Raw genomic sequence first — 26,261 nt, forward strand, 5'->3', positions numbered from 1 at the left:
GCACCGGCCGCTAGCGTGGGGACATGACCACTGCTACCAAGGCCCAGACCCTCGTCGGACTCTATGACGCCCCGGAGATCCTCCGCGTGGTGAACGTGTGGGATGTCGTCTCCGCACGCGCCGTCGCCGCGCTGCCGGAGACGAAGGCGATCGCCACCGCCGGTCACGGCATCGCGGCGTCGTTCGGCTACGACGACGGCGACACCCCGCGCGACGTCATGCTCGACATGGTCGGACGGATCGCGGCGGCCGTGTCCGTTCCCGTCACCGCCGACCTGGACGACGGCTACGGCGACGCGGGGGAGACCACCCGGCTCGCGATCGCGGCCGGCGTCGTCGGCGCGAACGTCGAGGACCGCCTCAAGCCGCTCGACGAATCGGTCACCGTCGTCGAGGCCATCGTGAAGGCTGCGGAGTCCGAGGGCGTGCCGTTCGCCCTCAACGCCCGCACCGACGCGTTCGTGCGGGCCGGGTCGCGCCCCGTGGAGGAGAGCGTCGCGGACGCGATCCAGCGCGGGCGTGCGTTCCTCGATGCGGGTGCCACTGCGGTGTTCGTCCCCGGCATCCTCGACGCGAACGTCACTCGACAGCTCGTCGAGGGCATCGGAGAGCGCAAGGTCAGCGTGATCGGCATCCCCGGCGCGCTCGCTGCCTCCGAGTACGAGAAGCTCGGCGTGGCCCGCATCTCCTATGGCCCGCTGCCGCAGCGAGTGGCGCTCACGGCCCTGCAGGAGCTCGCCGAGAGCCTCTACGGCGGCGGTGTCGTGCCGCAGGGACTCCCGGCCCTCAACTGAGCGACGAGGCGGGTGACCGCGGCTCACTACACTTGAGCCGTGGTCACTCGTCTTTCGAACTTCTTCCTCCGTACGCTCCGCGAAGATCCTGCCGGTGCCGAGGTCACCAGTCACAAGCTGCTGATCCGCGCCGGGTACATCCGACCGCAGGCGGCGGGCATCTTCGCGTGGCTGCCGCTCGGCCTGCGCGTCAAGGCGAAGATCGAGACCGTCATCCGCGAGGAGATGGCCGCCGCGGGTGCGCAGGAGGTGCACTTCCCCGCGCTGATGCCGCGGGAGGCGTACGAGGCCACCGGGCGCTGGGACGAGTACGGCGATCTGCTGTTCCGCCTCCAGGACCGCAAGGGCGGGGACTACCTGCTCGCGCCGACGCACGAGGAGGCGTTCACGCTGCTCGTGAAGGACCTGTACTCGTCGTACAAGGACCTGCCGCTGACGATCTTCCAGATCCAGGACAAGTACCGCGACGAGGCCCGGCCGCGCGCCGGGCTCCTCCGCGGTCGCGAGTTCACGATGAAGGACGCCTACTCCTTCGACGCCTCCGACGAGGGGCTGGACGCGAGCTACCAGGCGCAGCGGGACGCGTACGAGCGCATCTTCCAGCGGCTGGGCCTCGAGTACGCGATCGTGCAGGCCGACGCGGGGGCCATGGGCGGTTCGCGCAGCGAGGAGTTCCTGCACCCGACCCCCGTGGGCGAGGACACGTTCGTCCGCAGCGCCGGCGGCTACGCGGCCAACGTCGAGGCCTTCACCACGCCCGTCCCGGCTCCGGTCCCGTTCGACGCCGACGGCGCCCCCGTGATCTTCGACTCTCCGGACACGCCGACCATCGAGACGCTCGTGGCGCACTGCAACCGCGAGCTCGACGGCGAGTACACCGCGGCCGACACGCTCAAGAACGTCGTCCTCGCCCTGAAGCACCTCGACGGCACCCGCGAGCTCGTGATCGTCGGCATCCCCGGCGACCGCGAGGTGGACGAGAAGCGCGCAGAGGTGGCCTTCGCGCCGGCCGAGGTCGAGACCGCCACCACCGAGGACTTCGAGAACAACCCGCTCCTGGTGAAGGGCTACATCGGTCCGTGGTCGCCCACGGGTGCCGTGCTGGGCGAGGAGTCCGCGACCGGCATCCGCTACCTCGTCGACCCCCGCGTGAGCGAGGGCACGAGCTGGATCACCGGTGCGAACATCGACCAGAAGCACGCGCACTCGGTCGTCGCCGGACGCGACTTCGAGGCGGACGGCATCGTGGAGATCGCGAACGTGCGTGCCGGCGACCCGGCGCCCGACGGCTCCGGTCCGGTCGAGCTCGCCCGCGGCATGGAGATCGGTCATGTCTTCCAGCTCGGACGGAAGTACGCGGAGGCGCTCGGCCTCAAGGTCCTCAACGAGAACGGCAAGCTCGTCACGGTCACCATGGGGTCGTACGGCATCGGCGTCACGCGGATCCTGGCGATCATCGCGGAGCTGAACAACGACGACAAGGGCCTGATCTGGCCGGCCTCGGTCGCGCCGTTCGACGTGCAGGTCGTCGCCGCCGGTCGCGACCAGGTCGCCTTCGACGTCGCGGAAGACCTCTCGGTTCAGCTCGAGGCCGCTGGGCTCGACGTGCTGTACGACGACCGTCCGAAGGTGTCGCCGGGGGTCAAGTTCGGCGACGCCGAGCTCGTCGGGGTCCCGAAGATCGTGATCGTCGGTCGCGGTGCCGCCGACGGCCAGGTCGAATTCTGGGACCGTCGCACGGGCGAGCGCGAGGCGGTCTCGGTCGCCGAGGCCGTGGAGCGGCTCTCCGCCACACGCTGACCCCGCGCCCCCGGTCGCTCAGCAGGTGACGCGGCCGTGGTTCATGATGTCGTCGTCCGGGGTGTCTCGGGTCACCAGTGCCTTGAGCGCCCCGGCGGCCATCGCCACCTTGCCCTTCGCCGGTTCCCAGAACTCGGCGACCACCGGGGTCACCGTGAGCAGGGCGATGCCGGGGGTGTCCAGCCCGTCCTCGAACCAGATGTCGAGGGAGGGGGAGTAGAGCTCCTCCATCTTCGCGCGATCGTGGACGATCTCGGCGGTGCCGGCGACGGACACGTAGCGCATGTCCTTGGCGTCGCAGTAGGCGAGACCGACATCGTGGTGACGGCGCGCCTCCTCGACCTTCTCCGTGTCCTCCGCCGTGAAGAACCAGATGGCACCGGCGTCGTCCATCTGCCTGGTCGACATCGGCCGGCTGACGAGGTTCCCGTCCGGGTCGGTGGTGGTGAGCATGGTGAAATCGATGTCCTCCACGAGCTCTTTGATGCGGGCGAGGGCCTCGGGTCCGGTGATCTCTGTCATGTCGCCATCGTGGCGTCATCGCCGACCGAGGGCACGGGCGTTGACACCGTGTCCTGCCCGTGCTGCGGAGCGCGGGGGTGCGGATCCTCGGCGTTGCGTCCCGCCGGCCGGGTGCCGCGTGGGACGCTGGGGGCATGACCGAGGAACCGCTGCCGGCCGCTCTGAGCGACGAGATCAACCATGTGCTGGACGAAGCGGGGGTGTCCTCGGACCGTCGGCTCGTGATGCGGATGCTCCGCACGGCGCTGCTCCTCGGTGAGGACGACACCGACCGCCTCGACCTCAAGATCGCCTCCGCCGCGCTGGCCGAGATGCGCGATGCCTTCCGCCTCTTCGCTCCGTTCCGCGGGGTGCCGAAGGTGACCGTCTTCGGCTCCGCGCGCACCCTCCACGACGACCCGCTGTACCTGCAGGCGCGGGATGTCGCCGCGGCGCTCGCGAGCGACGGCTGGATGGTCGTCACGGGCGCCGGCCCCGGGATCATGCAGGCGGCGGCCGAGGGCGCGGGTCCGGCGCTGTCGCTCGGCGTCTCCATCCGGCTCCCCTTCGAGGAGAAGGCGAACAGCCTCGTCGCGGGAAGCGATCAGGTCGTCGCGATGAAGTACTTCTTCACCCGCAAGCTCATGCTCATCAAGGAGTCGAGCGGCTTCATCTGCCTGCCCGGCGGGTTCGGCACGCTCGACGAGATGTTCGAGCTGCTCACCCTGCAGCAGACCGGGAAGGCCGAGCCGACGCCGATCGTGCTGCTCGATGAGAAGGGCGGATCATTCTGGCAAGGCATGCGGCGCTTCGTCGACGAGCACCTCGCCCCGATGGGGGTGATCTCCCCGGGGGACTTCCATCGCGTCGTCATCACCGACTCGGTCGAGGAGGCCCGCGCCGAGATCACCGGGTTCTGGCGCAACTACGACTCGCTGCGGTGGGTGGGGGACACGCTCGTGCTGCGACTCAAGGCCGAGCCGACGGACGCCGAGATCGAGGAGCTCAACACCGCCTTCGCTGCACTCCTGTCGACCGGGCGGATCGAGCGCACGGCTCCCCGGTCCCCGGAGGTCGCCGACGACGACCGGCTCGACCTCCCGCGCCTCGCCTTGCACCTGGACCAGCGTCAGGTGGGCAACCTCTTCCGGCTCATCGCCGCCCTCAACGCGCTCCCGTCCGCGCCGAAGCTCTGACCCCGCAACAGGCTCCCACGCGGGATCAGGCTGTTCTCGCGGTGAGCGCCTGCTGTCGCGCGATGGCCTGTCTCCGCGAGGACTGGATGGCCCGGGGGTGCGGCACACGGTATCGTTGTACGGATGTCGCGCGTGCATTCGGGCGCGACGAGAGCTGAATAGGGAGGCCGTCATGGACATCGAACTGAGTCTGCTGCGAGGGATCGAGAAGGAGAAGGCGATCCCGTTCGACGAGCTCGTCTCGATCATCGAGCAGGCGATCCTGACCGCATACTCCAAGCACGTCTCGCCCGACGGTGCCACGCCCGAGGGTGTCCGCGTGCACCTCGACCGCAAGACCGGCCACGTCGCCGTCCTCCAGGTCGTCCGCGACGACGAGGGCGCGATCATCGGCGAAGAGGAGGCGACGCCGGACGACTTCGGGCGCATCGCCGCATTCGCCGCCAAGCAGGTCATCAGCCAGCGCCTCCGGGACATCGCGGACGACGCCGTCCTCGGGGAGTTCAAGGGCAAGGAGGGCGACATCGTCGCCGGCGTGATCCAGCAGGGGCCGAACCCGCGCATGATCCACGTCGACCTCGGCTCCGTCGAGGCGATCCTCCCGCCCGAGGAGCAGGTGCCCGGCGAGGAGTACACTCACGGGTCCCGGCTGCGCGTCTACGTCACCAGCGTCGCCAAGGGGCTCAAGGGTCCGCAGATCACGGTCTCGCGCACGCATCCCGGGCTCGTCCGCAAGCTGTTCGCGCTCGAGGTGCCGGAGATCGCCGCGGGGCTCGTCGAGATCGTGGCGCTCGCCCGCGAGGCGGGCCACCGGACCAAGATCGCGGTCAAGGCGAACGACCCGGCGATCAACGCCAAGGGCGCGTGCATCGGCGAGATGGGGCGCCGTGTGCGGGCCGTCACGGAGGAGCTGGCGGGGGAGAAGATCGACATCGTCGACTACGACGCCGACCTGCCCACGTTCGTGGCGCACGCGCTGTCGCCCGCCAAGGTCACGAGCTCGTTCGTCCTCGACGCGAGCACCAAGGCCGTCCGTGCCCTCGTGCCGGACTACCAGCTGTCGCTCGCCATCGGCAAGGAGGGTCAGAACGCACGTCTGGCCGCCAAGCTCACCGGCGCCAAGATCGACATCCAGCCGGACAGCGTCCTCGACTGAACCCTGTCCGTCCTCGACGCCACGCCCGGTGGCGGCGAGGACGGACGGAACGCAGGTGTAAGATGGAACCCGTACGAACGTGCGTCGGTTGCCGCACGCGTGCTCCCCGCTCCACTCTGCTCAGGGTGGTTGCCCAGAACGACACCCTCGTCCCCGATGAGCGTGCTGTCCTGCCGGGGCGTGGCGCGTGGGTGCATCCGACACCCGAGTGCATGGAAGCCGCTCTGCGGCGTCGCGCTTTCGGAAGAGCACTGCGTGTGACCACTCAGCTGGATACACGGATCTTCGAACAGCACCCACCAAGAAACAAAGGCTGAACAGCTATGGAAACAAAGTGAACGGCTCGAAATGAGACCCGTCCGCGACTAGTGGTCTGCCCTGTCTGGGCAGACCGACCCAGACAGGAGAATTGTGGCTGGTAAACCACGCGTACATGAGATCGCCGCCGAACTCGGCGTCGACAGCAAGGTCGCACTTGCGAAGCTCAAGGAACTCGGCGAGTTCGTGAAGAGCCCGTCCTCGACGGTCGAGCCCCCGGTGGCGCGCAAGCTGCGTGCCGCGATCGAGGCCGACCCGTCCCTCAAGGCGGCCTCCGAGCCCGCTGCGGCGAAGCCCGCCGCGAAGCCGGCACCGAAGTCCTCGGCGCCCACCCCCGGTCCGAAGCCCGGCCCCAAGCCGGGTCCTGCCGCTCCGGCCGCACCCGCCCCGAGCCCGGCGCCCGCCCCCGCGGCGGAGAAGGCTCCGGCGCCGTCGGCGCCCGCGAAGCCGTCGGCTCCGGCTCCGGCCGCACCGTCCTCGGGTGACGGCAACGCGCCGAAGCCCGGCGCGCCCCGCCCCGGCAACAACCCGTTCTCGTCCGCTCAGGGCATGGGCCAGCGTCCCGCCGGTCCTCGTCCCGGCAACAACCCCTTCGCCTCGGCGCAGGGGATGGGCCAGCGGCCGACCCCCGGGAACATCCCGCGCCCGCAGGCGCCCCGTCCCGGCGCTCCGCGCCCGGGTGCCCCTCGTCCCGGCTCGCCGCGACCCGGTGCACCCCGCGGCGGTCAGGGTGGACGTCCCGGTGCTCCGTTCCAGCAGCGTACGGGCGGCCCCGGTCGTCCCGGCGGCGGTGGCGGTCCCGGTGCAGGTCCCCGTCCCGGCGGTGGTTTCGCCGGCCGTCCCGGTGGCGGCGGTGGCCGTGGCCGCGGTCCCGGCGGTGGTACCGCAGGCGCCTTCGGTAAGGGCGGCGGCAAGAGCAAGCAGCGCAAGTCGCGGCGGGCGAAGCGGCAAGAGTTCGAGATGCGGAGCGCCCCGGTCGTCGGCGGCGTCAACGTCACCCGCGGCAACGGGGAGATCATCCGCATGCGTCGCGGCGCGTCCATCGCGGACTTCGCCGACAAGATCGAGTCCCTGACCGGCTACACCGTGCAGCCGGGCACCCTCGTCACGATCCTCTTCAACCTCGGCGAGATGGCCACGGCCACCGAGTCGCTGGATGAGGCCACGTTCGAGGTCCTCGGTGAGGAGCTGGGCTACAAGGTCCAGATGGTCTCGCCCGAGGACGAGGACAAGGAGCTCCTCGAGGGCTTCGGTCTCGACCTCGAGAAGGAGCTGGAGGAGGAGAGCGAGGACGACCTCGAGATCCGTCCCCCGGTGGTCACCGTCATGGGTCACGTGGACCACGGTAAGACCCGCCTTCTCGACGCGATCCGTCAGACCAACGTCATCGAGGGTGAGGCCGGCGGCATCACCCAGCACATCGGTGCCTACCAGGTCTGGACCGAGCACGAGGGCATCGAGCGGGCGATCACGTTCATCGACACCCCCGGTCACGAGGCGTTCACCGCCATGCGTGCCCGTGGTGCGCAGGTCACCGACCTGGCGATCCTGGTGGTCGCGGCCGACGACGGCATCATGCCGCAGACGGTCGAGGCGCTGAACCACGCTCAGGCGGCGAACGTGCCGATCGTGGTCGCGGTGAACAAGGTCGATAAGCCTGAGGCCAACCCGGCCAAGGTGCGTCAGCAGCTCACCGAGTACGGTCTGGTGGCCGAGGAGTACGGTGGCGACGTCATGTTCGTCGACGTGTCGGCCAGGGCGAACACCGGTATCCAGGAGCTCCTGGACGCGGTGCTGCTCACGGCGGACGCCGGTCTCGACCTGACCGCCAACCCGAACAAGGCCGCTCGCGGTGTCGCCATCGAGGCGAAGCTCGACAAGGGCCGCGGTTCGGTCGCGACGGTGCTGATCCAGTCCGGAACCCTCCGGGTCGGCGATGCGATCGTGGCGGGCACCGCTTATGGCCGCGTCCGCGCGATGATCGACGAGAACGGCGAGATCGTCGAGGCGGCCGCACCGTCTCGTCCGGTCCAGGTGCAGGGTCTGAACTCCGTGCCGCGCGCCGGCGACGTCTTCATCGTGACCGAGGAAGACCGCATGGCCCGTCAGATCGCGGAGAAGCGCGAAGCCGTCGAGCGCAACGCCCAGCTGGCCAAGGCCCGCAAGCGCATCTCGCTCGAGGACTTCACCCGTGCTCTCGAAGAGGGCAAGGTCGAGTCGCTCAACCTCATCATCAAGGGTGACGTCTCCGGTGCCGTCGAGGCGCTGGAGGAGTCGCTCCTCAAGATCGAGGTCGACGACTCGGTGCAGCTGCGCATCATCCACCGCGGTGTCGGTGCGATCACCGAGTCCGACGTGAACCTGGCGACGATCGACAACGCGATCATCGTGGGCTTCAACGTCCGCCCCGACACGAAGGCGCGCGAGCGCGCCCAGCGTGAGGGTGTGGACATCCGCTTCTACTCCGTCATCTACAACGCGATCGAGGAGATCGAGAGCTCGCTCAAGGGCATGCTCAAGCCGGAGTACGAAGAGGTCCAGTCGGGTGTCGCCGAGATCCGCGAGGTGTTCCGCTCCTCGAAGTTCGGCAACATCGCGGGTGTCATCGTCCGGTCCGGGACGATCACGCGGAACGCGAAGGCCCGCGTCATCCGCGACGGCGTCGTCATCGCCGATGGTCTGGCCATCGAGTCGCTGCGCCGGTTCAAGGACGACGTCACCGAGGTGCGGACGGACTACGAGGCCGGTATCGGCCTCGGCAAGTACAACGACATCCAGGTCGGCGACGAGATCGAGACGACCGAGATGGTGGAGAAGCCGCGCGGCTGATCCGCACGACTGCGGCGGCTGCCTCCTCCTCCCGTGACGGGGGAGGGGGCAGCCGCCTCCGCGGTTCGCTGGGAGCCGCGATGCACAGAGGTGGGAGAAGGAACAATGGCTGGTGAACGACAGGCCCGACTCGCGGATCGTATCCGCGTGATCCTCGCCGAGCGCTTGGAGAAGGGGCTGCGCGACCCGCGTCTGGGCTTCGTGACCATCACCGACGTCCGCGTGAGCGGCGATCTGCAGCACGCGTCCGTGTTCTACACGGTGCTCGGCACGGAAGAGGAGCGCCTCGCCAGCGGTGCCGCGCTCACCTCTGCGACCGGCATGCTGCGCAGCGAGGTCGGACGACAGCTCAGCACTCGACTCGTCCCTACGCTCGAGTTCATCCCGGACGCGCTCCCGGAGAATGCCGACCATATCACCGCTCTGCTACGCGAGGCGCAGGAGCGCGACGCGGAGGTGGCCAAGCTGGCCTCGTCCGCGACCCACGCCGGCGAAGCCGACCCCTACCGGTCGGACGACGACGAGGACTGATCCCGTCTGATACCCTCAGGTCCGCGGCGGGACAACCGGTGGATCTGGGGGGATCGACATCGAGTCTCGGAACGCGCCTGCGGGGTCGTCCGTCGCGCCCGGCGACGTCGAGGCGCTGCTGGACGAGCTTCGGGCTCGGGAGCTCGCGTGCGCCCCGCACGTGGCCGCGCGGCTCGTCGCCGCGCTTCCGGCGGACCCGGCGGCCGTCATGGCGGTGGCGGCCCGCCTCACGCCGGAGCAGCGGCGAGGTCTCGGCCGGCTGCCGTGGCCTCTGCCGTCCGTCGCCGACGCCGTCCCTCTCGGCATGCTGTCGGCCCCGGACCGGCTGCTGCTGCTCACCGTGGCACTGGCGTTCGAGGATGACCTCGATCCGGTCCTCGCGGTGGACGGGCGCGGCGTGGAGGAGGTGCGGGCGAGCGGCGCCGCGCCGCACCTGGTGATCCACGCGGGACGCGTCCGGTTCGCCGACCCCCGGATGGAGACGGGAGTGCACGCGGCCGCCTCTGCGGCTGAGGTCGCGCACACGCACGCGCGCCTGGCCGCGGTCGCCGTCCGGCGGCGAGATCGGGTGGCTGCGGCCTGGCATCGCGCGCGTGGGGGCGCCGTCCGCGATCAACGGTCCGCAGCGGTGCTGACGGCAGGTGCCCGCGCCGCTGCCGCAGAGAGACGCCAGGAACGCGTACTGCTGCTCGCCGCCGAGGCCGCGAAGCACGCGGCCGGCGACATCGGCGAGGAGGCGCGAGTGCTCGCCGGGTGCGCGGCGCTCGCATGCGGTCATGCGGCGGATGCCGAGGAATGGTTGGGAAGCCTCGTCTGCGGTGCCGCCGAGCACCGTCGGGGGCGAGCGCTCGGACCGTTCCTCGTCGCCCGCACGTTCCGGTACGGAGCGGTGCCGGCCGTCGATCCGCAGCGGCTCGCTCCGCTGCGTACGGGGGACGGCGACTCCTGGGCGCGGTTCGCGGCGCTCCTGGCGATCCTGTGCGCGGAGCGCGGCGACCGCAGGGCGGGTCGCCGCTGGCTCGCCGATGTCCGTGATGGGGCCTCGCGCGTCGGCGGGGACGGCGTCCTGCGGGACGCGGTCGAGTCGCTGTGCGGCCTTCTCGCCGGGGAGGTCGCCACGGGTGACGTGCCAGGAACCGGCGGGCTGCTGGGCGCCGTGTCGGGGGCTCTGCACGCCGCGTGCGGCGGCGACATCGACGAGGGCCTGCGGCTGCTGCAGTCCGCGGATCTCCCCGGGGTGGGGGAGCGCGATCCGATGATCCCCGGTTTCGAGCACAGCCCACTGGGCCGGGCCTACCGGATCGTCACCGAGGTGCTGCTTCTTGTCTGGCGGGGAGACATCGGTCGCGCCCGGCTGCTGCTGCGGCGGGCAGCGGTCGAGCTCCCCGTCGCGATCCCGTTCGCGGGACTCGGCGTGGTGCTGGCGCGGCGGCTCGATCTCGCGGTCCTCGGCGCTTTCAGTCCGATCGCCAGGGCTCTCACCGCCGTGCTGCCTCCGGCCGCAGACATGGACGTACTGGTGGACCGCGCTGTCGAGGCGTTCCTGAACGGCTCCTTCGAGGCGGCCGCCGGTGCGATCGGGCTGTGGCGGGATCGCGGGGAGCCGCAGGCGCGCTTCGCGGTGCCGGGGGTGGAGGAGGTCGTGCTCGTCCCCGAGGCCGGACGGGCGTCACCGGCGGTGCGCCCACCGGAGACGGAGTTCGCCGACGCCCTGCGTCACGCCGTCGCGGCGTCCGGCGACGGTGCCTGGCGCACGGAGCAGGAGACCCTGCGAGAGGCGGCACGACGGCTTCGGTCGCCCTTCGCCCGCGGCCGTGTCGAGACGCTGTTGGGGGTCAGGTCCGGGCTGCACGGGGATCCGATCGCGGCCCGCAGTCACCTCGCGCAGGCCGAGAGGCTGTTCGAGGCCGCCGGGGCGAGCGCGTGGGGGCGTGCCGTCCGCCGGCGTCTGCAGCGGCTGGAGACCGACCCGCACGTCACGGGCGGCGCGTATCTTTTCGTGTGCCGGAGCGCCTGGGCCCAGCGACTGACACCGCGGGAACTGGAGGTGGCCATGCTCGCCGTCGAAGGCACGGGGAACCGCGCGATCGCGGAGCGCCTGTCGATCTCCGTCCGGACGGTCGAGGTGCACCTGGGACGCGTGTTCGCGAAGCTGGACGTCCGCAATCGCGTCGAGCTGACGGTGCTCGCGCACAGGACCGAACAGTACCTCTGAGGCGCGCTCACCGCGGCAGGGAGAGGCCCTCCCCGTCGGCTTCCGCGAGCCCGTCGGCGATGAGGGAGTCGATCGCACGATCCCGCTGACGCACGTCGGGCCAGTCCGGGAGGACGGCGGTAAGCGGGACTGCGGCGGGGGCGGCGGCGCGCAGGAGCCGGAGCACGGCGCCGCGGGCCTGGCGGTCCGAACCCTCGTACGCGGCCTGTCGTCGTCGCTCATCCCCGGTGTCGGGTCGGCCGGCCGCGAGCCACGCACACCCGTCCGCCAGCGGGCAGCGTTCGCATCGGGGCGCACGGGACGTGCAGATCGTCGCGCCGAGCTCCATAGCCGCGGCGTTCAGGACGGCGGCCTCTGCGGGGTCCGCGGGCAGCAGCGCCGCCATGAGCGCAAGGTCGCGGCGGGACGGGGACCCCGGTTGCGCTCGTCCCTCGACCGCCCTGGCCAGCACGCGCCGGGTGTTGGTGTCGACGACGGGATGACGGTCGCCGTACGCGAACACGGCCACGGCACGGGCGGTGTAGTCGCCGATCCCGGAGAGGGCGAGGAGGGCGTCGACGTCACGCGGCACGACGCCGCCGTGGCGCTCGACCACCTCGACGGCCGCACGGTGCAGCCACAGGGCACGCCGCGGATAGCCGAGGTTCGCCCACTGCTGGACGACGTCCGCAGTGGACGCGGCCGCCATCGCCAGGGGTGTCGGCCAGCGCGCTAGCCACGCGTCGAGGTGCGGGATCACGCGGGTCACGGGCGTCTGCTGCAGCATGAACTCGCTCACCAGGACGCCCCAGGCGCCGAAGGCGGCATGGAAGTCCGGACGGCGCCAGGGAAGGTCGCGCGCCGCGGAGGCGTACCAGCCGAGCAGGGGCGTCATCGTCGCGGGAGACGGTGCGGGCGCGGCCATCCCTCCAGCCTAGGCGAGCGGGCACCGCTCCCTGCCTCGGTAGGCTGGAGGGATGGCGACCCCCGGCATCCTCCTCGTCGACAAGCCCGGCGGGCTGACCAGTCACGACGTCGTCGCCCGTACTCGTCGGGCCTTCGGCACCCGCAAGGTCGGTCACGCCGGTACCCTCGACCCGATGGCCACCGGACTGCTCGTCATCGGCATCGAGGGCGCGACCCGCCTCCTCACCTACATCGTGGGCGCGGACAAGACCTACGAGGCGACCATCCGGCTCGGTGCCGTCACCTCGACGGATGACGCGGAGGGCGAGACCCTCCACCGCGCGGATGAGAGCGGCCTCGCGGCGATCGCGGATGCGGCTATCGATGCCGGAGTGGCCGCTCTGACGGGCGCGATCTCCCAGGTCCCGAGCGCGGTCTCGGCGATCAAGGTCGACGGCCGCCGCGCCTACGACCGCGTCCGTGCGGGGGAGGAGGTGGTCCTCCAGCCGCGAGACGTCGTCGTGTCCCGGTTCGACGTCATCGCGCGACGTCGCGACGATCACGCGATCGACCTCGACGTCGTCGTGGACTGCTCGTCCGGAACCTACATCCGCTCGCTGGCCCGCGACCTGGGCGCCGCCCTCGGCGTCGGCGGCCACCTGACCGCCCTCCGCCGCACCCGCGTCGGCCCGTTCGACGTGCGCGACGCCGTGACGATCGACGCCCTCGAGGGCGCTCCCGTGCTCACCCCCGGGGAGGCCGCCGGCCGCGTCCTCCCCGTCCTCCGCGTCTCGGCGGAGGAGGCACGCGATCTGCGGCACGGCAAGCGAGTGGCGGGCGCCGCTGCGCGGCTGGACGGCCCGCTCGCGGCCGCCATCGAAGACGACGGCGGCCTGGTGGGGATCGTCGAGAAGCGCGGTGCCGATGTGAAGAGCGCCATGAACATGCCGGAGGCCTCCCGATGATCCTGTGGTTCACGATCGTGCAGATCGTCATCGCCATCGCCGCCGGGCTCTTCTGCCTCGGCGCGGGGTTCGCCGGCCGTCGCCCCAGCGACTTCTCCGTCGGCGCGCTGGCTCTCGTCGAGGTGCTGCTGATCGTGCAGATCGTCGTCGCCATCGTCGCGCCGCTCGCGGGGAACCCGCCCACCGGCGACCTGCTGGAGCTCTGGGTGTACCTCGTCTCGGCGGCCCTGCTTCCGATCGGCGCCGTGCTCTGGGCGCTGATGGAACGCAGCCGGTGGAGCACCGTCGTGCTCGGTGTGGCCGCCCTCGCGATCGCGATCATGCTGTGGCGCATGCAGGTGATCTGGACAGTCCAGGTCGTCTGAGCGCCAGCCGGCGCGGACGCCGGGCGGCTCGCCCGGCTCTAGGATGGAATGCGCTATGAGCTCCACCGCCCCCTCCACTCGGATGACCGGCATCGGTCGTGTCCTGGTGATCGTCTACGCCGTGATGGCGCTGGCGGCCACCGGGCGCAGCTTCGTGCAGATCGTCCGTCGCTTCGACGAGGCCCCGTTGGCCTACAGCCTCTCGGCGCTCGCCGCGGTCGTGTACGTCCTGGCGACGCTCGCGCTCGTCTTCGCGCGTCGTCGCGGCTGGTACACCGTCGCGTGGGTGGCGATCGTCTTCGAGCTCACCGGTGTGCTGGTCGTCGGCGTGCTCAGCCTCGTCCTGCCCGACCTGTTCCAGCACGAGACCGTGTGGTCGCTGTTCGGCCGCGGCTACCTCTTCATCCCCCTGGTCCTCCCGATCTTCGGCATCTGGTGGCTGCGCACGCACCGGCCCGTCGACGCCGCGCGACCGGTCGAGGTCGCCGCGTGATCGTGTTCCGGAGTCCGGACGAGGTGCCGGAGAACTACGGTCCCAGCACCGTCGCCATCGGGAAGTTCGACGGCGTGCACGAGGGGCACCGCGCCGTCATCCGTCGCCTGGAAGAGGCCGCCGCGGCGTCGGGGAGCCGGGCCGTCGCGGTGACGTTCGACCGTAACCCTCTCGCTGTGATCCGCCCCGACCGGTGCCCCGAGAACGTCGTGACCGTCGACCGCAAGCTGGAGCTCCTGGGCGAGCTCGGGCTCGACGCGACGCTCGTGCTGACCTTCGACGAGACGCTCGCGGCCGTCGGTGCGGAGGACTTCGTCGCCGATATCCTCGTCGGCGCGCTGCACGTGTCCACCATCCTCGTGGGCGCCGACTTCCGCTTCGGGCACCGAGGCGCGGGCACCCCCGACCTGTTGCGGGAGCTCGGCCCCCGGTACGGCTTCACCGTCGAGGTCGTCGACGACGTCTACCTCCCGGGGTCCAGCCGTCGCGTCTCGTCGAGCTGGATCCGCGAGCTCCTGATGGCCGGTGACGTCGCGGAGGCGACTCGCGCTCTCGGCCGATATCCCGACGTGCGCGGCGTGGTGGTCCACGGCCTGAAGCGCGGACGAGAGCTCGGCTTCCCGACCGCGAACCTCTCCACGATCGTCGATGCGTTCGTGCCGGCGGACGGCGTCTACGCGGGGTGGCTCGTCGACCACGACACGGGCATCCGGCACCCGTCGGCGATCTCGGTGGGCACGAACCCCACCTTCGATGACGTGCTCGTGCGGCAGGTCGAGGCGCACGTGCTGGGGGAGACCGGACTCGATCTCTACGGTCACGACGTGACGGTCGAGTTCGTCGAGCGGCTGCGCGGCATGGTCGCCTTCGAGGGCATCGAGAAGCTGATGACGCAGATGGCCGCCGACGTCACGCAGGCCGCGACCATTCTGGACGTGTCCGCGTAACACGACGGCGCCGTGTTTCCGCGGCCGGTGCTCGCGATGACATAGAATGGGATCAGGCTCCCGCCGGTCCCGCACTCATCGCGTGCTCCGGAGGGAACACCGATCCACAGTCCGCACGGTCCTGGCTCACGCCACACGCGGACGACGAGAACGGCTCGCGGCTCCCCGGAGGCGCCGGAGCCCTTCAGGCTCAGGAGGAGCATGCCGACCACGGCAACCGCCGCCCCGCGGCGTAAGAAGACGTCCCGTCGCGACGACGAGGCACCGCTCATCCCGATCCTCGCGCGCAAGGTGCGCGAGATCGAGGCGAAGTCCCAGCGCGGCAAGCTGGGCCCCACGAACCGCACGAAGTTCCAGGTGATCGCCTTCCTGGTGCGCGAGGAGCGCGCCCGCGTGAAGGCCGATTCCGAGATCACCGACGCGGCCCGCGCCGAGCTGCTCAAGCGCCTCGACGGCGTCGCGACGATCCTCGCGAAGACGGCCGCACGGGACACGTCGCTCATCCAGCTGCTCGAAGCAGACCAGGCCACGTCGCCCGTCGCGAAGCGGATGCGTCGCGACTGGCTGCTCGAGTCCGGCGCGGAGCTCCCGCCGGAGGAGCTCATCATCGCCGACCCGGCGCCCGTGCAGACGCCCGTGGTGCCCGCGGCCATCGCGGAGCGTCAGGTCACCCCGCCCTCGGTGGAGGCCCGTCAGCTCGCCAACCCGTTCCTTGCGCCCGACCTGACCCCGCGACCGGCCAGCACGCCCCGCCGCCGCCTCGACGGCTGGGAGCTCATGGGGCCGCTGTACAAGGCCTTCGAGACCGGCGCGGGCGGTGCCGCGGCCTCGATGGAGCTTCCGCCGGCCCCGGAGTTCGACCACATCTCGCCCAAGGGCCGCGAGATCATGGTGCACCAGTCCCGTTTCCTCGAGGCTGTGCGCGCCGGGCACCGCAGCTTCCTGCTCGCCGACGAGCCGGGCCTCGGCAAGACGGCGCAGTCGGTGCTCGCGGCCTCGGTCGCCGGCGCCTATCCGCTGCTCGTCGTGGTGCCCAACGTCGTGAAGATGAACTGGGCGCGCGAGGTCGAGCGGTGGACGCCGCAGCGTCGTGCCACGGTCATCCAGGGCGACGGTGACGACATCGACGCCTTCGCCGACGTGTTCATCGTGAACTACGAGATCCTCGACCGTCACATGTCCTGGCTCGCGTCGATCGGCCTGCGCGGCATGGTCGTCGACGAGGCGCACTTCATCAAGAACCTCTCGTCGCAGCGTTCGCAGAACGTGCTGTCGCTCGCGGCACAGGTGCGCGAGCGCACCCCGGGGCACGATCCGCTCATGCTCGCCCTCACGGGTACCCCGCTCATCAACGACGTCGAGGACTTCGACGCCATCTGGCGTTTCCTCGGCTGGACGAACGGGGAGAAGCCCGGACCGGAGCTCATGGAGAAGCTCGACGCGACGGGGCTCACGCCGGCGGACAAGGCCTTCTACCCGGAGGCCCGCGACGCGGTGATCTCGATGGGCATCGTGCGGCGCAAGAAGAAGGATGTCGCCGCCGACCTGCCCGACAAGCTGGTCGCCGATCTGCCGGTGCAGCTCGACGACGAGTTCGGTCGCAGCATCCGCCAGGCCGAGCGCGAACTGGGAGAGCGTCTGGCCGCCCGCTACCGCCGCATCATCGAGGCACGCGGCGACCGCGGTCTCGCGCCCGGAGAGATCGACGACGACATCGTCCGGCTCGTGGCGCAGAACGAGCTCGAGGAGTCGAAGGCCGCCGGTACCGGGGGAGACAACGTCTTCACCATGGTGCGCCGCATCGGTCAGGCGAAGGCCCTCCTCGCGGCCGACTACGCCGCACAGCTGCAGCGGTCGGTCGGCAAGGTCGTGTTCTTCGCGAAGCACATCGACGTCATGGACCAGGCGGAGGCGCACTTCGCCTCCGCCGGCATCCGCGCGGTATCCATCCGCGGTGACCAGACGAACACGGCGCGGCAGCAGGCCATCGACGACTTCAACGGCGACCCCGAGGTCGGCATCGCGGTGTGCTCGCTCACGGCGGCCGGCGTCGGGCTCAACCTGCAGGCGGCGTCGAACGTCGTCCTCGCGGAGCTGTCGTGGACGGCGGCCGAGCAGACGCAGGCCATCGACCGCGTGCACCGCATCGGGCAGGACGAGCCGGTCACGGCGTGGCGGATCATCGCCGCCCACACGATCGACACGAAGATCGCGGAGCTCATCGACCAGAAGCAGGGCCTCGCGGCCCGCGCTCTGGACGGCGAGGCGACGGAGGAGACGGGGAGCGAGTCGGTGCAGCTGGCGGCGCTCACGCATCTTCTGCGCGAGGCTCTGGGCGGGCGCTGAGACGCCGTCAAGAACACGGGTTCTTAACGGCGATTCCGAGGCCTTATCCTGCCGGAACGCGAAGTTCGGCGTGATCGCTCGCCGCAGCCGTCAAGATCCCCGATTTTCGACGCGCTCGAATGGCCACGTGAGGGGGCGGCGCGCTAGTGTCGATCGCAGGCACTGTCGCCGCACCCCCATCCCTCGACCTCCGAAGGCAGCAGCATGAAGATCGGCATCCTGACGAGCGGCGGCGACTGCCCCGGACTCAACGCGGTCATCCGCGGCATCGTGCTCAAGGGCACCACGACCTACGACCTCGAGTTCGTCGGCATCCGCGACGGATGGCGCGGCGTCGTCGAGGGCGACTTCATGCCCCTGACGCGGCATGAGGTGAAGGGCCTGTCCAAGGTGGGCGGCACCATCCTCGGCACCAGCCGCACCAACCCCTACGAGGGGGAGCGCGGAGGCGCCGACAACATCGCGAAGACTCTCTACGGGCACAAGATCGACGGCATCGTCGCGATCGGCGGCGAAGGCACTCTCGCCGCGGCGGACCGCCTCGCGAAGGACGGCATCAAGGTGCTCGGCGTTCCGAAGACGATCGACAACGACCTCCGTGCCACGGACTATTCGTTCGGCTTCGATACGGCCGTGAACATCGCCACGGACGCCATGGACCGGCTCCGCACCACGGGAGACTCCCACCAGCGCTGCATGGTCGCGGAGGTCATGGGCCGTCACGTCGGCTGGATCGCGCTCCACGCCGGAATGGCCGCGGGCGCGCACGTCATCTGCATCCCCGAGGTGCCGATGTCGCTGGACGAGATCACCGCTCTGGTCACGAGCGCCCACGATCGCGGTCGCGCGCCGCTCGTCGTCGTCTCCGAGGGCTTCAAGCTCGCCGGTATGGACGAGGCCTACAGCGACAAGGGTCTGGATGCGTTCAACCGCCCGCGGCTCGGCGGCATCGGCGACCTGCTCGCCCCCGAGATCGAGCGGATCACGGGCATCGAGACGCGTGCCACGATCCTCGGGCACATCCAGCGCGGCGGTTCGCCGTCGGCGTTCGATCGCGTCCTCGCGACCCGGCTGGGCCTGCACGCCGCAGACGCGATCGTCGACGGCGCCTGGGGGCAGATGGTCGCGATGCAGGGCACCGACATCGTCCGCGTCCCGTTCGCCGATGCTCTCGGTGAGCTGAACACCGTGCCCCGCTACCGCTACGACGAGGCCGCCGCCCTCTTCGGCTGACTTCCGCCCGGCTTCAGGGTCTCGCGCCGCTTCAGGCATCTTGCTGTCTTTCTTGCCTGTTCTCGCGCGAGTGCCTGTGCCCGTCCGCTCGCCTGTTCTCACTGCCTCGCGCGGTGTCAGGCCCTCGCGCGGGTTCAGGCATCGTGCTGTCTTCCATGCCTGTTCTCGCGCGAGGGCCTGGGCTTGCGCTCGGGTCTGCTACCGACCCGTCGCCCGATGGCTTGCGTGATGGAGCCCCTGCGCGAGCGCGGCCAGGACGGTGTCCTCGACATGACTGTCGTCGACCATGACCTGGTGGTAGTCGAATCGCAGGACGGTGTAGCCGCGGAGCGCGAGCCTCGCGTCCGCTGCGAGGTCTCGCCGCCGATCGCCCGCGGCGCTGTGGTGGCGGAAGCCGTCGATCTGGATGGCGAGCCGTTCGCCGATGACACCGTCGAGCGGATGGCCGTACACCCACACCTGCTGTCGCACGTCGATGCCGATCGCGCGCATCCGTTCGACGAAGACCGTCTCGGGACCGGAGTCCGACCGGCCGCGGACGGTTCGAGCGAGGCGGTCAGCGGCGTGGCACCGCCACCGCACCCGCGCGAGCGTATCCAGCTCCACCGCTCCGTGGCGGATGGCGGACTCCCAGATCGCGCGGGCCTCGACCGGCGGCCGACATCGCGCGACCTGGAAGAGGACATCCAGGACGGGGTCGACCGCCGCTCGCGGATGCACGGGCACAGGCCCCTGCGCACAGTGCACCTCCACGCCGGCGCGATCGAACCGAGAGGCAGTGCGGGGGAGGGCGACGTGCACGTTCGTGGGCCCGACATCCCACCACCCGGCGAGAGCCGCAGCGCTCACACAGGTGACTCTCCCGCCGACCGAAGCAGCCGCCCGGCGCCGCGCATCGACATCGGGGACGAGGAGCCACGACCGGCGCACGCGCTCGAGCGTGCCTTCCTGCACCGCGCGACGCATCTGGTACTCGGTGAAACCCGCCTCACGTACCCGCGACGAATGCGCCGATCCGCCCTGCTCTCGAACCCAGCCCTCGACCCTCGTGCGTCCCACCCCTCCACCCTGAGCGCTCGCGCCGCACTCTCCATCGCCGCTCTCGGGATGGGGAATCAGCTCGCGAGATCCTCGCCCTGTGCAGGATCAGTCGTCGCATGTGGTCCCACAGGCGTCCGCGCGAGACCAGGCAGCGAGAGTCACGCGCGCCTGATGCCGCGCGAGTGCCTGATGCCGTCAGGCGAGGTGAAGGGTGTCCAGGAGCCAGGCGAGCTCGAACGCCCGCTCGCGCCAGGAGTTGTACCGTCCGCTCACGCCGCCGTGCCCGGCGACCATCTCGCACTTGAGCAGCACGTCCTCCGCGCCGGCCTCCCGCAGCCGGGCGACCCACTTGGCGGGCTCCACGTAGAGCACGCGGGTGTCGTTCAGCGAGGTCACCGCGAGGATCCGCGGGTACTCCACGCCGTCGCGCACGTTCTCGTACGGCGTGTACGACTTCATGTACGCGTACACCTCCGGGTCGTGCAGCGGGTCGCCCCACTCGTCCCACTCGATCACCGTGAGGGGGAGCGAGGGGTCGAGGATCGTGGTCAACGCGTCGACGAACGGCACACCCGCGAGGATCCCGGCGAACAGCTCCGGGGCGAGGTTGGCGACCGCGCCCATCAGCAGACCACCCGCGCTGCCGCCCTCCGCGACGAGCTGGGCCGGGGTCGTGGTGCCCTCGTCGACGAGGTGCCGGGCGCAGGCGACGAAGTCCGTGAAGGTGTTCCGCTTGTGCAGGAGCTTGCCCTCCTCGTACCACTGCCGGCCCATCTCGCCGCCGCCGCGCACGTGCGCCACGGCGAAGACGACCCCGCGGTCCAGCTCCGAGAGCCGGGCGACGGAGAAGCCGGGGTCGATCGAGTGCTCGTACGAGCCGTAGCCGTAGAGGTGGACGGGACGTGCGGTCGCACCGGGCTCTCCGAAGGAGCGCTTCCAGACGAGGGAGATCGGCACGCGCGTGCCGTCCTCCGCGGTGGCCCATTCCCGCCGCTGCCCGTAGTCGGCGGGGTCGTAGTCGCCGAGCACCGTCACCTGCTTGCGGAGGACGAGCTCCCGCGTCGCGAGGTCGAGCTCGTAGACCGTGCCTGGGGTGACGAACGACGTGTAGCCGAGACGCAGGAAGGGGGAGTGCCACTCGGGGTTGCCGCTGACGCCCGCCGAGTAGAGGGGCTCGTCGAACCGCAGCTCCTCCACGGCGTCCGTCGCGTAGTCGAGGAGCCCGACCCGTTCGAGGCCCTCGCTGCGGTACTCGACCGTGGCGAAGTCGCGGAACGCGTCCACCCCGAGCAGTCGTCGTCCCGGCTGATGCGCGACGACGACGCGGCGCTCGCCCTGCGGGTCGCCCGCCGCCACGGAGACGAGCTCGAAGTCGAGGGCGTCGTCGTTGTGCAGGATGAGCAAGCGGTCCTCGCCGTCCACGACCGCGTGCTCGAGCGAGTACTCCACGCCCTCCCGCCGCGGCCACACCGTGCGCGGCTCCGCGGTGATGTCGCCCGCGAGGTCGACGAGGTACTCCTCGCTCGTGATGCTGGACCCCACGCCGATCACGAGGTAGCGACGACTGCGCGTGATCCCGGCGCCGAGCCAGAACTTCTCGTCGGGCTCGTGGAAGAGCGTGATGTCGTCCGACACCGGGGTCCCGAGCCGGTGCAGCCACAGAGTGTCCGGACGCCAGGCGTCGTCGCGGGTCGTGTAGAGGATCCCGGTGCCGTCCGGGGTGAAGAACGCGCCCCCGGTGTTCGGGATCTCGTCGTCGAGGGTGACGCCCGTCTCCAGGTCGCGCACACGTACGGTGTAGAGCTCGTCGCCCTCGAAATCGGTCGACCACAGCAGCTTCGTCGCATCGTCGGAGGTGTCGAACGCGCCGAGCGAGAAGAACTCGTGCCCCTCCGCCTCGGCGTTGCCGTCCAGCAGGACGACCTCGCCGGGCACCGGCACCCCCGGCTCGAGCCGCGGGGGCGTCCAGTCGCCTTCGAGAGCGGCGGCGCGGCAGTGGATGCCGTACTGCGCGCCTTCCTCGGTGCGGCTGTAGTACCACCAGTCTCCGCGTCGCGTCGGCACGGAGAGGTCGGTCTCCTGGACCCGGCCCTTGATCTCCTGGAACAGCGTCTCCCGCAGATCTGCCAGGTGTGCGGTCTCGGCTTCGGTGTGCGCGTTCTCCGCCTCCAGGTGCGCGATGACCTCGGGGGAGTCCTTGGCGCGCAGCCACTCGTACGGGTCGTCGACCGTGTCGCCGTGGTGCGTGCGGAGGGTGGAACGGCGGGCGGCGATCGGGGCATCAGTCACCGTCCCACGCTATCCCAGGTCGAGTTGACCGGCACGGGGGACGGTGGCAGGATTTACCGGGGCCGGTAAACGGAAGTCAAACCCACGGTGAACTCTTCGTTCGTCACGTCGATCCCGTCGACATCTCCCTCTTCCTCAAGACCGAAAGCGAACGGTGGAAACCGCAGCCCTCATCGTCGTGCTCGTCATCGCGCTGGCACTCTTCTTCGATTTCACGAACGGGTTTCACGACACCGCGAACGCGATGGCGACGCCCATCGCGACCGGAGCGCTCAAGCCCAAGACCGCGGTGCTCCTGGCCGCCCTGCTGAACCTCGTCGGCGCCTTCCTGTCGACGGAGGTGTCCAAGACCATCTCCGGCGGCATCATCCAGGAGGATGCCATCATCGCCGCAGGGGCGGAGTTGTTCCTCTCGCTGATCTTCGCCGGACTCATCGGCGCGATCACCTGGAACATGCTGACCTGGCTGCTCGGCCTCCCGTCCAGCTCCTCCCACGCCCTCTTCGGTGGTCTGATCGGTGCGACGCTCGTGGGCGCCGGCCTCGGCGGCATCGATTTCGGCGCCGTGCTGTCGAAGATCGTCCTCCCCGCTCTCATCGCCCCGATCACCGCCGGGATCATCGCGTACGTCGCGACGAAGATCGCCTACTCGATCACCCGGCGCTACGACGGCAAGCCCGACGGGCGCGACGGCTTCCGCTGGGGTCAGATCTTCACGTCGTCCCTCGTCGCGCTCGCCCACGGCACCAACGACGCACAGAAGACGATGGGCGTCATCACCCTCGCGATGATCACGATCGGCTGGCAGTCCGGTGCGCACCACGAGCCCGAGCTCTGGGTCATCGTCGCCTGTGCGTTCACGATCGCCCTCGGCACGTATCTCGGCGGCTGGCGCATCATCCGAACGCTGGGCAAGGGCCTGACCGACGTCAAGCCGGCTCAGGGCTTCGCGGCCGAGAGCTCGACGGCGGCCACGATCCTCGCCTCCAGCGCCCTCGGCTTCGCCCTCTCCACCACGCAGGTGGCCTCGGGATCGGTCATCGGATCGGGTCTCGGTCGCCGCGGCTCGACGGTCCGCTGGCGGACGGCCGGTCGCATCGGCGTCGGCTGGCTGCTGACCCTGCCCGCGGCCGGAGGGGTCGGCGCCCTGGCGGCGCTGCTCGTCGTCTGGCTCGGTCCCTGGGGTGTGGCCATCGATGCCGTGCTCGCCGTGGTGATCATCCTCGGGCTGTACATGCGTTCCCGGCGCAACGCCGTCACGCCGGCCAACGCCATGAGCGACGTCGCCGAGTCCCACCTCGCGGTCGAGGTCCCGGACACACCGCCGCCCACGCGTCGCCAGCAGCGCATCGCCCAGGCGAAGGCGGAGGCGAAGGCCCGCGCCGAGGCCAAGGAGAAGGCGAAGGCCGAAGCCAAGGACAAGGCGAAGAAGAAGGCCAAGGCCAAGGCCGACGCGAAGGCCGCGAAGACCGGCAGCGTCTCCTCGTCCGACGCGTCGCAGAACGGGGACTCGGCATGAACGTCACGATCGACTGGATCGCCTTCCTGCAGGTGTTCGCTGCCGCGCTCATCGGCGCCGCTGCCATCGTCACCTTCTACGCCCTGGGGCTGCGTCTGCTCGTGCGCAGCGGACGAGCGCCCGTCGTCAGCCCCGCGGAGTTCACCGATGCCATCACGGTGATCTCCGAGAAGGAGCTCAAACGGGCCGCCAAGCAGGCGGCGAAGGCAGCGAGGAAGAGCCCGCTCACCGAGGGGCAGAAGACCCTCGCCCTCGTGGGCGCCTACGGCTGCTTCGTGCTCTGCGGGGCCGCGGTCATCGCCGGCATCCTGCTCATCGTCGTCGGCCACTGAGCGTCCGGCGCGCCAAGGGGGAGCGTCGGCGCCCGCCCGTAGGCTGAGGGCATGTCCGCACTCAACGGAACGCCCCCGGTCTTCGGCCGGTATGCCCCCGCGTCCCATGTCCTGATCCATGTCAGTGACCCGCACTTCCTGGCCGGCGGTGCCGCGCTGGGGGGACGGTACGACGTCGAGCGCACGTTCGCGCGGACGCTCGAGGCGATCCGTGCCGTGCATCCCGCTCCCGCCGCCATCGTGATCACCGGGGACCTCGCCGACCTCGGCGAGCCGGATGCGTACCGCCGGCTCCGGGCCGCGATCGAGCCGGTCGCCGCCGAGCTCGGCGCTCCCGTGGTCTGGGTCGCGGGCAACCACGACGAGCGCCCGGCGCTGCGCGAAGCGCTCCTCGACGGCGAGCCCACCGAAGAGCCGGTCACCGGGGTCTGGGATATCGATGGGCTGCGGCTCGTGGCCCTCGACACGAGCGTCCCGGGATGGCACCACGGCGACCTCGACCCGGCGCAGCTCGCGTGGCTGGCCGACGTCCTCGCGGAGCCCGCGCCGCACGGCACGATCCTGGCTATGCATCACCCGCCGCTGCCCAGCCATCTGCCGCTGTTCGACATCCTCGAGCTCCGTCATCAGGACGAGCTCGCCGCCGTCATCCGCGGCACCGACGTGCGCGGCATCCTCGCCGGCCACCTGCATTACTCCGCACACGGTCTTTTCGCCGGTGTCCCGGTGAGCGTGGCATCCGCCACCTGCTACACGATGAACGTCGCCCGTCCGGCGGCGGAGGTGAACGGCATGGACGCCGCCCAGGCGTTCCAGCTCGTGCACGTGCGGCCGGAGACCCTCACGCACACGGTCGTCCCCGTGGTCGACGCGCCGACCGACGACTACTTCTCGGAGGAGTGGATCGCGCGGATGGCGGCGCTGGCCCCGGAGGAGCGCCTGGAGGTGTTCTCCCGGAAAACCCCGCAGGGACCGGCGTAGACTGGTCGCATCCCCCACTTTTCCGTTCGCCACGACCCACGAGGATGTGACATGGCTTCTGCCGCGCCCGCCCATACCCGCACCGAGACCGATTCGCTGGGGAGCATGGAGATTCCCGCCGACGCGTACTGGGGGATCCACACCGCCCGCGCCGACGCGAACTTCCCGATCACGAAGCGCCCCATCTCGGTCTATCCCGAACTGGTGATCGCCCTCGCGATGGTGAAGCAGGCCAGCGCCAGGGCCAACAAGGAGATCGGCGTCCTCGACGCCGAGCGGGCCGACCTCATCGACCGCGCGGCGCAGCGCGTCATCGACGGCGAGTTCCACGACCAGTTCACGGTCGGCGTCATCCAGGGCGGCGCCGGCACGTCGACGAACATGAACGCGAACGAGGTCATTACCAACATCGCGCTGGAGATGGCCGGACGCGAGAAGGGCGACTACGCCTTCCTCTCTCCGATCGACCACACGAACCGCAGCCAGTCGACCAACGACGTCTACCCGACCGCGGTCAAGATCGGCCTCTCGCTGACGCTGCGTTCGCTGCTCGACGAGCTGGACGCCCTGCGCGTGGCGTTCCTCGGCAAGGCGGGGGAGTTCCACGACATCCTCAAGGTCGGCCGCACCCAGCTCCAGGACGCCGTGCCCATGACGCTCGGTCAGGAGTTCCACGGCTTCGCCACGACCCTGGGCGAGGACCACAGCCGCCTCACCGAGAACGCCTCGCTCATGTTCGAGATCAACATGGGCGCGACCGCGATCGGCACCGGCATCACGACCCACCCCGACTACGCGCCGGCGGTGCTGAAGCACCTGCGCGAGATCACCGGGCTCGACCTCGAGACGGCGACCGACCTCGTCGAGTCCACGAGCGACACGGGCGCCTTCATGTCGTTCTCCTCGTCGCTCAAGCGGAACGCCATCAAGCTCTCGAAGATCTGCAACGACCTGCGCCTGCTGTCGTCGGGTCCGCAGGCGGGCCTGGGCGAGATCAACCTTCCCGCACGGCAGGCCGGCTCCAGCATCATGCCGGGCAAGGTCAATCCGGTGATCCCGGAGGTCGTGAACCAGGTGGCGTTCGCGGTCGTCGGCGCCGACATGACCGTGACCATGGCCGTCGAGGGCGGTCAGCTCCAGCTCAACGCCTTCGAGCCCGTCATCGCGCACTCGATCTTCCAGTCGATCACCTGGATGCGTCAGGCCATGTGGACGCTGCGCGTGAACTGTGTCGAGGGCATCACCGCCAACCGTGACCGTCTGGGCGCGATGGTCGGCGCGTCGGTCGGCGTCATCACGGCGCTCACGCCCTTCATCGGCTACGCGGCGGCCGCCGCCCTGGCCAAGACGGCCCTGCTGACCAACCGCAACGTCGCCGACCTGGTGGTCGAGGCCGGACTCATGTCGCGCGACGAGGTCACCAAGCAGCTCTCTCCCGCCCGTCTCTCGGGTCTGGAGGCGGTCACGGCGGCCATCCCGATCGTCACCCCGGACGACCTCATCCAGATCTGAGCGTCGGCCGGAT

22 protein-coding genes are annotated in these 26,261 nt (G+C 70.4%); 18 read left to right on the forward strand and 4 right to left on the reverse strand.

The annotated features are described in order from the left end of the window. Positions 1 to 23 precede the first annotated feature (23 nt). Together KVS71_RS10165 and KVS71_RS10170 are read left to right on the forward strand one after the other, a co-directional pair. Positions 24 to 794: an isocitrate lyase/phosphoenolpyruvate mutase family protein gene (locus KVS71_RS10165; protein WP_217584468.1), complete on the forward strand. Its 771-nt coding sequence runs from the start codon at positions 24 to 26 to the stop codon at positions 792 to 794. A 39-nt stretch (positions 795 to 833) separates the two neighbouring features. Continuing rightward, on the forward strand, positions 834 to 2,594 hold the full coding sequence (locus KVS71_RS10170; protein ID WP_217584469.1) for a proline--tRNA ligase: 1,761 nt from the start codon (positions 834 to 836) through the stop codon (positions 2,592 to 2,594). Between the two features lie 18 nt (positions 2,595 to 2,612). Here the strand turns inward: KVS71_RS10170 and KVS71_RS10175 are convergent, their stop codons facing one another. Beyond that, positions 2,613 to 3,116, reverse strand: coding sequence for a pyridoxamine 5'-phosphate oxidase family protein (locus KVS71_RS10175; RefSeq protein WP_217584470.1), 504 nt, complete (start codon positions 3,114 to 3,116; stop codon positions 2,613 to 2,615). Positions 3,117 to 3,250: 134 nt separating this feature from the next. On the opposite strand from KVS71_RS10175, the gene KVS71_RS10180 reads away from it, so the two are divergent. The 6 genes from KVS71_RS10180 (at position 3,251) to KVS71_RS20445 (ending at position 11,340) form a co-directional block, all read left to right on the forward strand. Next, complete coding sequence (locus tag KVS71_RS10180; protein WP_217584471.1) at positions 3,251 to 4,291, forward strand: TIGR00730 family Rossman fold protein; 1,041 nt, start codon at positions 3,251 to 3,253, stop codon at positions 4,289 to 4,291. Between the two features lie 172 nt (positions 4,292 to 4,463). Beyond that, a complete protein-coding gene (gene nusA, locus KVS71_RS10185; protein ID WP_025103177.1) occupies positions 4,464 to 5,447 on the forward strand; it encodes a transcription termination factor NusA in 984 nt (327 codons plus the stop codon). Positions 5,448 to 5,509: 62 nt separating this feature from the next. Next, complete coding sequence (locus KVS71_RS10190) at positions 5,510 to 5,764, forward strand: YlxR family protein (protein ID WP_082750046.1); 255 nt, start codon at positions 5,510 to 5,512, stop codon at positions 5,762 to 5,764. Between the two features lie 94 nt (positions 5,765 to 5,858). After that, entirely contained in the window at positions 5,859 to 8,594 is a 2,736-nt protein-coding gene (gene infB / locus KVS71_RS10195) for a translation initiation factor IF-2 (RefSeq protein ID WP_083371063.1), read from the forward strand. 105 nt (positions 8,595 to 8,699) lie between these two features. Then, positions 8,700 to 9,125, forward strand: coding sequence for a 30S ribosome-binding factor RbfA (rbfA, locus tag KVS71_RS10200; protein WP_060923633.1), 426 nt, complete (start codon positions 8,700 to 8,702; stop codon positions 9,123 to 9,125). A 160-nt stretch (positions 9,126 to 9,285) separates the two neighbouring features. Further along, on the forward strand, positions 9,286 to 11,340 hold the full coding sequence (locus KVS71_RS20445; protein WP_217584472.1) for a helix-turn-helix transcriptional regulator: 2,055 nt from the start codon (positions 9,286 to 9,288) through the stop codon (positions 11,338 to 11,340). A 7-nt stretch (positions 11,341 to 11,347) separates the two neighbouring features. On the opposite strand, the gene KVS71_RS10210 is transcribed toward KVS71_RS20445, so the two are convergent. Next, positions 11,348 to 12,244, reverse strand: coding sequence for an A/G-specific adenine glycosylase (locus tag KVS71_RS10210; RefSeq protein ID WP_231919605.1), 897 nt, complete (start codon positions 12,242 to 12,244; stop codon positions 11,348 to 11,350). Positions 12,245 to 12,296: 52 nt separating this feature from the next. Between KVS71_RS10210 and truB the strand changes: the two genes are divergently transcribed. The 6 genes from truB (at position 12,297) to KVS71_RS10240 (ending at position 18,574) form a co-directional block, all read left to right on the forward strand. Next, on the forward strand, positions 12,297 to 13,190 hold the full coding sequence (truB, locus tag KVS71_RS10215) for a tRNA pseudouridine(55) synthase TruB (protein WP_217584473.1): 894 nt from the start codon (positions 12,297 to 12,299) through the stop codon (positions 13,188 to 13,190). Beyond that, positions 13,187 to 13,555, forward strand: coding sequence for a hypothetical protein (locus KVS71_RS10220; protein WP_217584474.1), 369 nt, complete (start codon positions 13,187 to 13,189; stop codon positions 13,553 to 13,555). Before truB ends, KVS71_RS10220 begins: the two co-directional genes overlap by 4 nt. Before the next feature lie 55 nt (positions 13,556 to 13,610). Beyond that, positions 13,611 to 14,048: a hypothetical protein gene (locus KVS71_RS10225; protein WP_231919606.1), complete on the forward strand. Its 438-nt coding sequence runs from the start codon at positions 13,611 to 13,613 to the stop codon at positions 14,046 to 14,048. Next, on the forward strand, positions 14,045 to 14,995 hold the full coding sequence (locus tag KVS71_RS10230) for a bifunctional riboflavin kinase/FAD synthetase (protein ID WP_105949634.1): 951 nt from the start codon (positions 14,045 to 14,047) through the stop codon (positions 14,993 to 14,995). Before KVS71_RS10225 ends, KVS71_RS10230 begins: the two co-directional genes overlap by 4 nt. Before the next feature lie 201 nt (positions 14,996 to 15,196). After that, entirely contained in the window at positions 15,197 to 17,341 is a 2,145-nt protein-coding gene (locus tag KVS71_RS10235; RefSeq protein WP_144880954.1) for a DEAD/DEAH box helicase, read from the forward strand. 204 nt (positions 17,342 to 17,545) lie between these two features. Further along, positions 17,546 to 18,574 carry a 6-phosphofructokinase gene (locus tag KVS71_RS10240; RefSeq protein ID WP_025103187.1) on the forward strand — a complete coding sequence of 343 codons (1,029 nt, stop codon included), beginning with the start codon at positions 17,546 to 17,548 and terminating at the stop codon, positions 18,572 to 18,574. A gap of 198 nt (positions 18,575 to 18,772) precedes the next feature. Here the strand turns inward: KVS71_RS10240 and KVS71_RS20345 are convergent, their stop codons facing one another. Continuing rightward, on the reverse strand, positions 18,773 to 19,633 hold the full coding sequence (locus KVS71_RS20345; protein WP_217584475.1) for a DUF559 domain-containing protein: 861 nt from the start codon (positions 19,631 to 19,633) through the stop codon (positions 18,773 to 18,775). Positions 19,634 to 19,810: 177 nt separating this feature from the next. Beyond that, positions 19,811 to 21,904 carry a S9 family peptidase gene (locus KVS71_RS10250; protein WP_217584476.1) on the reverse strand — a complete coding sequence of 698 codons (2,094 nt, stop codon included), beginning with the start codon at positions 21,902 to 21,904 and terminating at the stop codon, positions 19,811 to 19,813. Positions 21,905 to 22,058: 154 nt separating this feature from the next. On the opposite strand from KVS71_RS10250, the gene KVS71_RS10255 reads away from it, so the two are divergent. Genes KVS71_RS10255 through KVS71_RS10270 form a run of 4 tightly spaced genes read left to right on the forward strand, consistent with a single transcriptional unit; the run spans position 22,059 to position 26,248 of the window. After that, on the forward strand, positions 22,059 to 23,423 hold the full coding sequence (locus tag KVS71_RS10255; RefSeq protein WP_060922644.1) for an inorganic phosphate transporter: 1,365 nt from the start codon (positions 22,059 to 22,061) through the stop codon (positions 23,421 to 23,423). Beyond that, positions 23,420 to 23,755 carry a hypothetical protein gene (locus tag KVS71_RS10260; protein WP_025103191.1) on the forward strand — a complete coding sequence of 112 codons (336 nt, stop codon included), beginning with the start codon at positions 23,420 to 23,422 and terminating at the stop codon, positions 23,753 to 23,755. Before KVS71_RS10255 ends, KVS71_RS10260 begins: the two co-directional genes overlap by 4 nt. A gap of 51 nt (positions 23,756 to 23,806) precedes the next feature. After that, positions 23,807 to 24,736 carry a phosphodiesterase gene (locus KVS71_RS10265; RefSeq protein WP_060922643.1) on the forward strand — a complete coding sequence of 310 codons (930 nt, stop codon included), beginning with the start codon at positions 23,807 to 23,809 and terminating at the stop codon, positions 24,734 to 24,736. Between the two features lie 51 nt (positions 24,737 to 24,787). Then, entirely contained in the window at positions 24,788 to 26,248 is a 1,461-nt protein-coding gene (locus KVS71_RS10270) for an aspartate ammonia-lyase (protein ID WP_025103193.1), read from the forward strand. Positions 26,249 to 26,261: the final 13 nt, after the last annotated feature.

The organism is Microbacterium sp. GbtcB4 (genome assembly GCF_019091465.1).
Taxonomy (GTDB): domain Bacteria; phylum Actinomycetota; class Actinomycetes; order Actinomycetales; family Microbacteriaceae; genus Microbacterium; species Microbacterium paraoxydans.